We start from the raw sequence: 12,077 nt of genomic DNA, 5'->3' as shown, positions 1-12,077 counted from the left end.
GGGCCCGTCGGCTGCCGCCGTGACTGACATGGAGGCACGATGGGGCGCTACGTCGCACGACGACTGCTCCAGATGATCCCGGTGTTCATCGGGACAACTTTGCTGATCTTTCTCATGGTCTACGCCCTGCCCGGTGACCCCGTGCGCGGCCTCTTCGGCGACAAGGCCGGCAGCCCGCAGGTGATCGCGGCGCTGAGACATGAGTACGGCCTGGACCAGCCGATCCTGGTGCAGTACTGGCATTACATGAAGGACATGATCCTGCACGGGGACTTCGGCACGCAGATCGCCAGCGGCCGTCCCGTCACGGACGTACTGGGTGACGCGTTCCCGGTGACCCTGCGCCTCGCCTCCCTGGCCTTCGCCATCGAGGTCGTCCTGGGGATCGCCCTCGGTGTGGTGGCGGGCCTGCGCGCCGGCCGGCTCACCGACAACGTGGTCCTCGTGATCACGCTGCTGTTCATCTCGGTCCCGGTCTTCGTCCTCGGCTTCATCTGCAAGCTGGTCTTCGCCGAGCAGCTCCAGTGGCTGGACCCAAACGTCAACGACTCGACGAACTACGGTCAGTTGCTGATGCCGGCGATCGTCCTGGCGACCGCGTCACTGGCCTATGTGACCCGGCTGACCCGGACCTCCATCGCCGAGAACCGGCGCGCGGACTACATCCGCACCGCGATCGCCAAGGGCCTGCCGATGCAGCGTGTGGTGGGCGTCCACCTGATGCGCAACTCGCTCATCCCGGTGATCACCTACCTGGGAACCGACATCGGCGCGCTGATGGGCGGCGCCGTCGTCACCGAGGGGCTGTTCAACATCCAGGGCGTCGGCCTCACCATCTACCAGTCGATCGTCCGCCGCGAAGGCACCACCCTGGTCGGCCTGGTGACGGTCCTCGTGCTCATCTACCTCGTCGCCAACCTGCTCGTCGACCTGCTCTACGCGGTCCTTGACCCGAGGATTCGCTATGCCTGATGTGACCAAGACCGACGTGAAGACCGGCGCCCTGGACCCGGTGGGCGGCACGCCCGCGGTGACGGCCCTGGAGAACAAGCCCGAGAAGGCCCGCAGTCTGTGGGGCGACGCCTGGGCCGACCTGCGTCGCAGCTGGATCTTCATCGTCTCCAGCGTGCTGATCTTCATCCTGATGCTGATCACCTTCTTCCCGGGCTGGTTCACCAGCGCGGAACCGATCCTCGGCGACCTGTCCAAGCACTACCTGCAGAAGCCCAAGCTGGGCGATGTCGGATCGGCCGGCTGGCTCGGCTACGACCAGCAGGGCCGCAGCGTGTACGCCCGTGTCATCTACGGCACCCGGGCCTCCATCGCCGTGGGCTTCGGCACCACCGTCGCCGTCACGCTGCTCGGCAGCCTGGTGGGCATGATCTCCGGATACTTCGGCGGGATCGTCGACTCGGTGCTGTCGCGGCTGACGGATGTGTTCTTCGGCATCCCGTTCCTGCTCGGCACCATGGTCGTGCTGAACTCCTTCCCGGACCGCACGACCTGGATCGTCATCGGAGCGCTGTCCCTGTTCGGCTGGACGCAGATATCGCGCGTGATGCGCGGTGCGGTCATCACCACCAAGCAGGCCGACTACGTACAGGCCGCCAAGGCGCTGGGCGCGGGCACCCCGCGGATCATGTTCCGGCACATCCTGCCGAACACCCTCGCCCCGGTGATCGTCGTGGCCACCATCTCGCTCGGCGTCTACATCGCCGCCGAGGCGACGCTGTCCTTCCTGGGGCTCGGCCTCAGCGGCGTGTCGTGGGGCAACGACATCTCCGACGGCGGCAACTCGATCCGCGTGGCCCAGTGGATCATGCTCTATCCGTCGATCATGCTCAGCATCACGGTGCTGGCGTTCATCATGCTCGGTGAGGCCGTACGCAACGCCCTCGACCCGAAGATGCGCTGAGGGAGGCGTACGTGACCATCATCGAAGAAGCAGCCGTGCCCTCGCCGCGCGAGGGCGACGACGGGCCGCTGCTCGAAGTGCGTGACCTGCACGTCGAGTTCCACACCCGCGAGGGTGTGGTCAAGGCCGTCAACGGCGTCAACTACAGCGTGAGCGCGGGCGAGACGCTCGCCGTGCTCGGCGAGTCCGGCTCCGGGAAGTCCGTCACCGCGCAGGCGGTCATGGGCATCCTCGACATGCCGCCGGCGCAGATCCCGCAGGGCGAGATCCTCTTCCGCGGCCAGGACATGCTGAGGATGTCCGCCGAGGAGCGCCGCAAGATCCGCGGCCGCCGGATCGCCATGATCTTCCAGGACGCGCTCAGCTCGCTCAACCCGGTGCTCAGCGTGGGCTACCAGCTCGGCGAGATGTTCCGCGTCCACCAGGGCCTGTCCAAGAAGGACGCCAAGGTCAAGGCGATCGAGCTGATGGACCGGGTGAAGATCCCGGCCGCCGCTGCCCGGATCAACGACTACCCGCACCAGTTCTCCGGAGGTATGCGCCAGCGCATCATGATCGCCATGGCGCTGGCTCTGGAGCCGGACCTGATCATCGCCGACGAGCCCACCACGGCTCTCGACGTGACGGTCCAGGCGCAGGTCATGGACCTGCTCGCCGACTTGCAGCGCGAGTACAACATGGGTCTCATCCTGATCACCCACGACCTCGGTGTGGTCGCCGACGTCGCGGACAAGATCGCGGTGATGTACGCGGGCCGGATCGTGGAGCGTGCCCCGGTGCACGAGCTGTACAAGCGTCCGGCGCACCCGTACACGCGGGGTCTGCTGGACTCCATCCCGCGCCTGGACCAGAAGGGCCAGGAGCTGTACGCGATCAAGGGCCTGCCGCCCAACCTGCTGCACATCCCGACCGGTTGCGCCTTCAACCCGCGCTGCCCCAAGGCCCAGGACATCTGCCGTACGGACGTCCCGGACCTGTTCCCGGTCAGCGAGCCGGACGGTGGCGAGCTGCCCGGCCGCGCCTCTGCGTGCCACTTCTGGAAGGAGACGATCCATGGCTGAGCTCAGCAAGAACGACGAGCCGCAGGACGCCACGCCGAACGTCTCCGACGTCGAGGTCGTGGACGCCCACTCCGAGACGGAGGCGGTCGCCGCGATCGAGGCGCCCGTCGAACGGGGCGAGCCGATCCTCCAGGTGCGCAACCTGGTGAAGCACTTCCCGCTCACCCGGGGCATCCTCTTCAAGAGGCAGATCGGCGCGGTCAAGGCCGTCGACGGGGTTTCCTTCGACCTGTACCAGGGCGAGACCCTGGGCATCGTGGGCGAGTCCGGCTGCGGCAAGTCCACGGTGGCGAAGCTCCTGATGACCCTGGAGCGGGCGACCGCCGGTGAGGTCTTCTACAAGGGCCAGGACATCACCAAGCTGTCCGGGCGTGCGCTGAAGGCGGTCCGCCGCAACATCCAGATGGTGTTCCAGGACCCGTACACCTCGCTCAACCCGCGTATGACGGTGGGCGACATCATCGGCGAGCCCTTCGAGATCCACCCGGAGGCGGCGCCGAAGGGCGACCGCCGCCGCAAGGTGCAGGAACTCCTCGACGTGGTGGGCCTGAACCCGGAATACATCAACCGGTACCCGCACCAGTTCTCCGGCGGACAGCGCCAGCGCATCGGCATCGCGCGCGGTCTGGCCCTCAACCCGGAGGTCATCGTCTGCGACGAGCCGGTGTCGGCGCTGGACGTGTCCGTCCAGGCGCAGGTCATCAACCTGATGGAGCGGCTGCAGGACGAGTTCAACCTGTCCTACATCTTCATCGCGCACGACCTGTCGATCGTCCGGCACATCTCGGACCGGGTCGGGGTCATGTACCTCGGCAAGATCGCCGAGATCGGTTCGGACGAGCAGATCTACGACCACCCGACGCACCCGTACACCCAGGCGCTGCTGTCGGCGGTCCCGGTGCCGGACCCGGACGCCCGTGAGGGCCGCGAGCGGATCATCCTCACCGGTGACGTGCCGTCTCCGGCCAACCCGCCCTCGGGCTGCCGCTTCCGCACCCGCTGCTGGAAGGCCCAGGACAAGTGCGCCGAGGAGGTCCCCCTGCTGGCCGTCCCCGAGCGCTTCAAGGGCGCGGACACCCCGGCGGCCCACGAGTCAGCGTGCCACTTCGCCGAGGAGAAGGACGTCGTGCACGCGGCCTGACGCGCCCCGGTCCCGGCATCCTCACGGGGCTGCCGGGAGCCGGCGGGCGGGCCCGCGTGTCTCGTGGTGGACCGGTCCCCGGTCCCGCCGGCCCGGCCTCAGGCGGTGATCCCCGCCCGCGCCCAGTGACACGCCACCTGCCCCTCCTCACGCCCGTCCAGCACCCCGGGATCCTCTCCCCGGCACGCCCCCGCGACCCCCGCCCGTTCCGCCTCCCCGCTCGCCAGGATCTGGCAGCGGGCGTGGAAGCGGCAACCGGAGGGGATGTGGGACGGGTCCGGCGGTTCGCCGGTGAGGACGACCGGGTCGCCGGGGGCGTCCGGAAGGACCGACAACAGGGCCTGGGTGTACGGGTGACGGGGGTTCGTCAGCACCTGCTCGACCTCACCCGTCTCCACGATCCGGCCCAGGTACATGACCGCGACCCGGTCGGCGATGTTCCACGCCAGGCCCAGGTCGTGCGTCACCACCAGCGCGGACAGGCCCAGTTCGGCGCGCAGGCGCAGCAGCAGGCTCAGGATCTCGCCGCGTACGGAGGCGTCCAGTGAGGCCACCGGCTCGTCGGCGACGAGGAGTTCGGGCTCCAGGACCAGCGCGCCGGCGATGACGACCCGCTGGCGCTGGCCGCCGGACAGCTCGTGCGGGTAGCGCAGGAAGAAGCGCTCGGGGGGCCGCAGCCCCGCCCGGGACAGCGCTCCGGCCACCGCTTCCCGTTCGTTCCCGCCGTACCCGTGGATCCGCAGCCCCTCCGCCACCACGTCGTACACGGTGTGCCGTGGGTTGAGTGACCCCGTCGGGTCCTGGAGGACCAGCTGGACGCGTTTGCGGTACGCCTTCAGCGCCCGGGAGGAGTACGCCAGCGGCCGCCCGCCGAAGCTGACGCGGCCCTCGCTGGGCCGGACCAGGCCCAGCAGGGCGCGGGCCAGGGTCGTCTTGCCGCAGCCCGACTCGCCGACCAGCGCCACGATCTCCCCGGCCCGCACTTCGAGTTCGACACCGTCCACCGCGCGGGTCGGCGGGTCGCCGTGCCGGCCGGGGTAGGTGACATGGAGCCCTTCAGCGGTCAGCAACGTCATGTCCTCGCGTCCTCCGTGGCCGTGGCCGGACCCGGCACCGTCGTCCCCACGTGCACACAGGCCGCCCGCCGCTCCGGCCCGGCCTCCCGCAGCTCCTGGTCATGGGCGGCACACGAGTCCAGCGCGACCGGGCACCGCGGATGGAAGGTGCAGCCGGAGGGCAGCGCCGCCGGATCGGGCGGGTCACCGGCCAGGCCGCGCGGGGCGAACCGGGAGGCCGGGTCACCGATGCGCGGGAACGCGGCCGAGAGGGCGTTGGCGTAGGGGTGCCGGGCGTCCTCGTGGACCTCCCGGGCGGGCCCCTCCTCGACCACCCGGCCGGCGTACATCACCGCCAGCCGGTCACAGGTGTCGGCCAGGACCGCCAGATCATGGCTGATCATGATCAGGCCGAGGTCCTGTTCGCTGACCAACTGTTCGATCAGGCGCAGGATCTGTGCCTGGATCATCACGTCCAACGCGGTGGTCGGCTCGTCGGCGATGATGAGGCGCGGTGCGCAGGCCAGCGCCATGGCGATCATCACCCGCTGGCGCTGTCCGCCGGACAGCTCGTGCGGGTACGCCGCCGCCCGCGCCGCCGGCAGACCCACCTGCTCCATCAGCTCCCCGGCCCGCTTCCTCGCCGCCGACGCCGTCGTCCTGCGGTGCAGCAGGATCGGCTCGGCGATCTGGTCGCCCACGCGGTGCACCGGGTTCAGCGAGTGCATCGCGCCCTGGAAGACGATCGAGGCCCCCGCCCAGCGGACCGCGCGCACCTGTCCCCACCGCATGGTCAGCACGTCCTCGCCGTCCAGCAGCACCTCCCCGGTGACCCGGGCCCCGGCGGGCAGCAGCCTGAGCAGCGCGAGCGCCAGCGAGGACTTGCCGCAACCCGACTCGCCCGCGATACCGAGCTTCTGCCCCGCCGCGAGGGACAGGTCCACACCCCGCACGGCGGCGGCCCCGCCCGGGTAGGTCACCTCCAGGCCCCGCACCTCCAGCAGCGTCAACGGTCCACCCCCAGCATGGGATTGAGCACCGACTCCACCGCACGGCCGCACAGGGTGAACGCCAGCGCGACCACCACGATCGCGATGCCGGGCGGCACCAGGTACCACCAGTCCCCGGAACTCACCGCACCCGCCTCCCGCGCCTCCTGGAGCAGGCCGCCCCACGACACCACTGTCGGATCACCGAGCCCGAGGAACGCCAGCGTGGCCTCGGCGAGGATCGCGGCGGACACCATCAGGGTCGCCTGCGCCAGCACCAGCGGCATCACATTGGGCAGCACATGCCGGGACATGATGTGTCCGTGCCCGCCGCCGAGCGCCTTCGCGCGTTCGATGTACGGCCGTGACTCCACCGCCAGCGTCTGCGCCCGCACCAGCCGGGCGGTCGTCGGCCAGGTGGTCACGCCGATCGCCAGGACCACCGTGCCCAGGGAGCGGGACATCACGGTGGCCAGCGCGATGGCCAGCACCAGCGTCGGCATCACCAGGAACCAGTCCGTGACCCGCATCAGCACGGTCGCGTACGCCCCTTTGAAGTGCCCGGACGTGACGCCGACCAGCGTGCCGATCGTCACGGACAGCACCGCCGCCAGCAGGCCCACCAGCAGCGAGACCCGCGAGCCCCACACCACCAGGCCCAGCAGGTCACGCCCGAACCGGTCGGTGCCCAGCGGGAACTCCGGGCTCGGACTCTCCATCGGCTGCCCCGGCGCGTCGGTCACGCCGGCCACGTCGGAGCCGACCGTCAGCGGTGCCGTGAGCGCGACGAGGGCGAGCAGGGTGAGCACGGCCAGGCCGGCCAGCCCGGCGCGGTGGGTGCGGTACTGCGCCCAGAACCGCGCGGCGGACCGCCGGCGGCGCTGCCGGGCGAGCTTGCGCGGGCTGACCTCGTCGGCCCGCGCCGGGGTCTCGGCCGTCATCGTCCCACCCGGGGGTCGAGCAGGGGATAGACCAGGTCGGCCAGCGTGTTCATGATGATCACCGCCGCGGCGAAGAAGAGGAACAGACCCTGGACCAGCGGCAGGTCCGGCACGCTCAGGGCCTGGTAGAACAGCCCGCCCAGACCCGGCCAGGAGAACACCGTCTCGACGAGGATGACCCCCGCGACCGTCCGGCCGAGGTTGACGAAGACCAGGGTCACGGTCGGCAGCAGCGCGTTCGGCACCGCGTGCCGGCGCCGGACCAGGTCGTCCCTGAGGCCCTTGGCCCGGGCGGTGGTCAGATAGTCACTGCCCATCTCGTCCAGCAGCGCCGAGCGGCTCACCAGCAGGGTCTGGCCGTACTCCACCGCGACCAGCGTGATCACCGGCAGGGCCAGATGGTGGGCGACGTCGATGACGTACGCGAAGCCCTCCTCGCCCCCCGACTCCATGCCGCCGGTGGGAAACAACCCGGGGATCGGGCCGACACCCACCGAGAACACGATGATGAGCAGCAGGCCCAGCCAGAACGACGGGATGGAGTAGAGCGTCAGCGCCAGACCGGTGTTCAGCCGGTCCCCGAGCCGGCCGTGGCGCCAGGCCGCGCGGGTACCGAGGAAGATGCCGAGCGCGGTGTAGAGGACAAACGCCGTACCGGTCAGCAGCAGGGTGTTCGGCAGCGCCTCGCCGATCTTGTCGACGACCGGGGCGCGGAACTGGTACGAGGTGCCGAGGTCGCCGGTGAGCGCCTTGCCGCAGTAGTCCGTGAACTGCTGCCACACCGGCAGATCCAGCCCGAACTCCCTCCGGTACACGGCCAGTTGCTCGGCGGACACCGGGCGGCCGCCGGTCATGGTCCGGACCGGGTCGCCCGGGATCAGCCGGAACAGGAAGAAGCCGGTGATCAGCACCGCGAGCAGCGAGACGGCGGCACCCCCCAGCTTCCCGGCACCGTAGCGGAGATATGCCGCGGTGGTGCGGGCCCGTGGGCTGCGGACTCGGACCGCCGGCCCGGCCAGTGCCGGACCGGCGGTTCTCCCGGCGCTACTCACGGTCGTCGGCCGTGGACCGGCGCCGCACCGCGAAGAGCACCCCGGCGCCCACCAGGAGCACGGCGACCACCACTCCGCCGATGACCAGACCGGTCGAGCCAGAGTCGTCGGAGGACCCGTCCGAGGCGGCCGGGACCGCCGACCACCAGCTCCAGTAGCCGTCCTGGCCGTAGATGTTGCCCGCCGCGCTCGGCATCGTCCGGATCGACTTGATCTGGTCGGTCCGGTAGGCCTCGACGGCGTTCGGGTACGCCATGACGTTCATGTACCCCAGGTCGTACAGCCGCGACTCCATCTGTTTGACGATCGTGGCCCGTTCGGCGGGGTCGTACTCGGCGAGCTGGCGTGCGTACAGGTCGTCGTAGCGCTGGTCGCAGATGAAGTTGTCGGTGGCGCCGGTGTCCTTCGGGGTGGCGGGCAGGGCCGCGCAGGTGTGGATGGACAGGACGAAGTCCGGGTCGGGGTTGACCGACCAGCCGTCGAAGGCGAGGTCGTAGGTGCCGGCGAGCCAGGGGTCGGTGACGTTGTCCAGGCAGTCGAGGGTGACGCCGATGCCGAGCTTGCCCCACCACTCCGTCAGGTACTGGCCGACCGCCTTGTCGTTCGGGTCGGTGGCGTGGCACAGGACCCGGTACGTGAGCGGTTTGCCGTCCTTGCCGAGGCGCTTGCCCGCGCTGTTCTTCCGGTAGCCCGCCTGGTCGAGAAGCCGGGACGCCTTCCCGGGGTCGTAGCCGAGCTCCTGGCTCGCCGAGGGTTTCCAGAAGTACTGAGAGAAGCGTGGCGGGATGTAGCCCTCGCCCTCGGCGGCATGGCCCTGGAACACCTTGTCGATGATGGTCTTGCGGTCGACCGCCATGAACAGGGCGTGCCGCACCCGCTGGTCCAGCAGGGAGGGGTCCCCGTCACCGAACTTCTGCCCGTTCTTCGCCCTGGCGCCCGGGTTGGTGGCGAGGGCGTAGAAGCGGCGCCCGGGGGCGTCGTTGACGTGGATGTTCTTCTCGCCCTTCAGGGAGGCCGCCTGCGCGGGCGTCAGCGACGGGGAGCCCGCGACGAAGGAGACCTCGCCCTTGCGCAGGGCGGCCACGGCGGCGTCCTGGTCCTTGTAGTAGCGGAAGACCAGCTCGTCGAACTTCGGCGCACCCCGCCAGAAGTCCTTGTTCGCCTTGAGCCGTACGTAGCTGTCGGGCTTGTAGTCCTCCAGGACGAACGGGCCGTTCCCGACGACCGGGAAGCTCTTGTCGTTGTTGAACTCGGAGAAGTCGTCGACCTTCTCCCAGACGTGCTTGGGCACGATCGGCACGTCGAGGGCGGTCATCGTGGCCTGCGGCTTCTTCAGCTGGACGACCAGCTGAGTGGGGCTGGGGGCAGTGACCTTCTTGAAGTTGCCGACGAAGCTTCCGTTGGCGGTGGCGGCGCCCTCGTCGGTCATCATCTTGTTGAACGTCCACGCCGCGTCCTCGGCGGTGGCCCGCCGGCCGTCCGACCACTTCGAGTCCGAGCGGATCGTGTAGGTCCAGGTCAGCTTGTCGGGGGACGACTTCCACTGCGTGGCCAGGCCGGGGATGGCGTGGTTGTCCTTGGGGTCGTAGTTGGTCAGGTACTCGTACATGAGCCGGTGGATGCTGGTGCTGACCAGCCGCTGCGCCAGGAACGGGCTCAGCGAGTCCACGCTCTGCGCGACCGCGACGGTCAGGACTCTGTCGTCCTGCGCGGCTTCGGCTCGCTGCGGCGCCGGGCTCAGGGGGGTCGCGAGCCCGGCCGACAGCACCAGCGCGGCGGAACCGACGGCGACGAGTCGGGCCACACGGGGGCGTGCTCTCCTCGGGCCCGAGAGCCCCCTGCCGTGGACTTGTGTGCTCATGGTCGTGACCTCGCGTCATCGCTCGCACAGGGACGGCTTGTTGGACTGCGTCAAAGGACTTGACCGGGTGACGTCTGCTCAATTGATGAGTGTGTCTACCAGCGGTCGTCTGCGCGCGTCAACGGCGCGTGAAAGCCCGTGTGGCCTGCGGAAACAACCAGCTGAGGGTCGCGAATCAGCCAATGGTCCACACCGGTGAAGAGCCGCTGGTGGAGCCCTGGCGACGCCGGTGGCGGAAGGGGCGAGCCGCGTCGGCCGCGTTCGCGGACGGGCGCCACCCGGATGGGGGACCGGTGCCCCGGACGGGTGCCGAGAACAGGTGGCACCTCGTCACGGTGTGGATATTTGGCGCAAAGACTCGGCACTTCGGTGCCGCGGCACTGCGCGACGCACAGCGCACTCAGGAGGAGGCACTCCATGCGTGGAGCCACACACGCCAGATGGGCCGCTTGCGCGGCGGCGGTAGCCCTCGCGGCGACGGCCTGCGGCGGTGGGGACAACGGCAGCGACAGCGGTGGCAGCGGTGACGCCGGCGCGGTGCTGAGCTCGTCCTGGGGCGATCCGCAGAACCCGCTGGAGCCGGCCAACACCAACGAGGTGCAGGGCGGCAAGGTCCTCGACATGATCTTCCGCAGCCTGAAGAAGTACAACCCGGAGACCGGCAAGGCCGAGGACATGCTCGCCGAGAAGATCGACACGAGCGACTCGCAGAACTTCACCATCACGGTCAAGGACGGCTGGACCTTCAGCAACGGCGAGAAGGTCACCGCCCAGTCGTTCGTGGACGCCTGGAACTACGGGGCCTCCCTCAAGAACAACCAGAAGAACGCCTACTTCTTCGGCTACATCGACGGCTACGACAAGACGCACCCCGAGGACGGCAGCAAGCAGACCGCCGACACCCTGTCCGGCCTCAAGGTCACCGGCCCGAGGACCTTCACCGTCAAGCTCAACCAGAAGTTCTCGACCTTCCCCGACACCCTCGGCTACCCCGCCTACGCCCCGCTCCCGCAGGCGTTCTTCAAGGACCACGCGGGCTGGCTGAAGAAGCCGGTCGGCAACGGGCCGTACACCATCGATTCGTACACCAAGGGCTCGCAGATGGCCCTGAAGAAGTGGGACGGCTACACCGGCCCGGACAAGGCGCAGAACGGCGGGGTGACCCTCAAGGTCTACACCGACAACAACACCGCCTACACCGACCTCATGGCCGGCAACCTCGACCTCGTCGACGACATCCCGGCCGCCCAGCTCAAGAACGTCGGCAGCGACCTCGGCGACCGCTACATCAACACGCCGGCCGGCATCATCCAGACCCTCGCCTTCCCGTTCTACGACAAGAACTGGGACAAGGCCGGCATGGAGAAGGTCCGCACCGGTCTCTCCCGGGCCATCAACCGCGACCAGATCACCGAGACGATCTTCCAGAAGACCCGCACCCCCGCCACCGACTGGACCTCCCCGGTGCTCGGCAAGGAAGGCGGCTTCCAGGACGGTCTGTGCGGGGACGCCTGCGACTACGACCCCGCCGCCGCCAAGAAGCTCATCCAGGAGGGGGGCGGCCTCCCCGGTGGCAAGATCAAGATCACCTACAACGCGGACACCGGCTCCCACAAGCAGTGGGTCGACGCCGTCTGCAACTCCATCAACAACGCCCTCGACAACGACAAGGCCTGCGTCGGCAACCCCGTCGGCACCTTCGCCGACTTCCGCAGCCAGATCACCGCGAAGAAGATGAGCGGCCCCTTCCGGGCGGGCTGGCAGATGGACTACCCGCTCATCCAGAACTTCCTCCAGCCGCTCTACTACACCAACGCCTCCTCCAACGACGGCAAGTGGTCCAACAAGGACTTCGACAAGCTCGTCAACGAGGCCAACGCCGAGACCGACACCGCGAAGGCCATCGGGAAGTTCCAGGACGCCGAGAAGGTCGTACGGGACAACATGGCCGCCATCCCGCTCTGGTACCAGAACGGCAGCGCGGGCTACTCCGAGCGGCTCTCGAACGTGAAGCTCAACCCGTTCAGCGTCCCCGTCTACAACGAGATCAAGGTCGGCTGAC

At 69.2% G+C, this 12,077-nt stretch carries 10 protein-coding genes; 5 read left to right on the top strand and 5 right to left on the bottom strand.

Going from position 1 to position 12,077, the window contains the following annotated elements; genetic code table 11:
• Positions 1–39 precede the first annotated feature (39 nt).
• From ACFYZ8_RS12630 to ACFYZ8_RS12615, 4 genes are read left to right on the top strand one after another with little or no spacing between them, the layout of a single operon-like run.
• Positions 40–972 (top strand): ABC transporter permease, encoded by a 933-nt coding sequence (locus ACFYZ8_RS12630; protein ID WP_359030170.1) that lies wholly within the window; start codon positions 40–42, stop codon positions 970–972.
• Complete coding sequence (locus ACFYZ8_RS12625; RefSeq protein WP_388534828.1) at positions 965–1,915, top strand: ABC transporter permease; 951 nt, start codon at positions 965–967, stop codon at positions 1,913–1,915. The genes ACFYZ8_RS12630 and ACFYZ8_RS12625 overlap by 8 nt, the downstream gene beginning before the upstream one ends.
• A gap of 11 nt (positions 1,916–1,926) precedes the next feature.
• Complete coding sequence (locus tag ACFYZ8_RS12620; protein ID WP_388534825.1) at positions 1,927–2,976, top strand: ABC transporter ATP-binding protein; 1,050 nt, start codon at positions 1,927–1,929, stop codon at positions 2,974–2,976.
• A complete protein-coding gene (locus ACFYZ8_RS12615) occupies positions 2,969–4,117 on the top strand; it encodes a dipeptide ABC transporter ATP-binding protein (RefSeq protein WP_359030173.1) in 1,149 nt (382 codons plus the stop codon). The genes ACFYZ8_RS12620 and ACFYZ8_RS12615 overlap by 8 nt, the downstream gene beginning before the upstream one ends.
• A 98-nt stretch (positions 4,118–4,215) precedes the next feature.
• Here the strand turns inward: ACFYZ8_RS12615 and ACFYZ8_RS12610 are convergent, their stop codons facing one another.
• Genes ACFYZ8_RS12610 through ACFYZ8_RS12590 form a run of 5 tightly spaced genes read right to left on the bottom strand, consistent with a single transcriptional unit; the run spans position 4,216 to position 10,015 of the window.
• Entirely contained in the window at positions 4,216–5,193 is a 978-nt protein-coding gene (locus tag ACFYZ8_RS12610) for an ABC transporter ATP-binding protein (protein ID WP_388534821.1), read from the bottom strand.
• Positions 5,190–6,182, bottom strand: coding sequence for an ABC transporter ATP-binding protein (locus ACFYZ8_RS12605; protein WP_388534818.1), 993 nt, complete (start codon positions 6,180–6,182; stop codon positions 5,190–5,192). Before ACFYZ8_RS12605 ends, ACFYZ8_RS12610 begins: the two co-directional genes overlap by 4 nt.
• Positions 6,179–7,102, bottom strand: coding sequence for an ABC transporter permease (locus ACFYZ8_RS12600; RefSeq protein ID WP_359030176.1), 924 nt, complete (start codon positions 7,100–7,102; stop codon positions 6,179–6,181). Before ACFYZ8_RS12600 ends, ACFYZ8_RS12605 begins: the two co-directional genes overlap by 4 nt.
• On the bottom strand, positions 7,099–8,154 hold the full coding sequence (locus tag ACFYZ8_RS12595; protein ID WP_388534815.1) for an ABC transporter permease: 1,056 nt from the start codon (positions 8,152–8,154) through the stop codon (positions 7,099–7,101). Before ACFYZ8_RS12595 ends, ACFYZ8_RS12600 begins: the two co-directional genes overlap by 4 nt.
• Positions 8,147–10,015 (bottom strand): ABC transporter substrate-binding protein, encoded by a 1,869-nt coding sequence (locus ACFYZ8_RS12590; RefSeq protein ID WP_388534812.1) that lies wholly within the window; start codon positions 10,013–10,015, stop codon positions 8,147–8,149. Before ACFYZ8_RS12590 ends, ACFYZ8_RS12595 begins: the two co-directional genes overlap by 8 nt.
• 417 nt (positions 10,016–10,432) lie before the next feature.
• Here ACFYZ8_RS12590 and ACFYZ8_RS12585 point away from each other — a divergent pair, with 417 nt between their 5' ends.
• Positions 10,433–12,076, top strand: coding sequence for an ABC transporter substrate-binding protein (locus tag ACFYZ8_RS12585; RefSeq protein ID WP_388534809.1), 1,644 nt, complete (start codon positions 10,433–10,435; stop codon positions 12,074–12,076).
• Position 12,077: the final 1 nt, after the last annotated feature.

Origin of the sequence: Streptomyces sp. NPDC001668 (genome assembly GCF_042893155.1) — a bacterium.
Classification (GTDB): Bacteria; Actinomycetota; Actinomycetes; order Streptomycetales; family Streptomycetaceae; genus Streptomyces.
The sequence above is the reverse complement of the archived record's forward strand: the minus strand, read 5'-3'. Positions and strand labels throughout refer to the sequence as shown.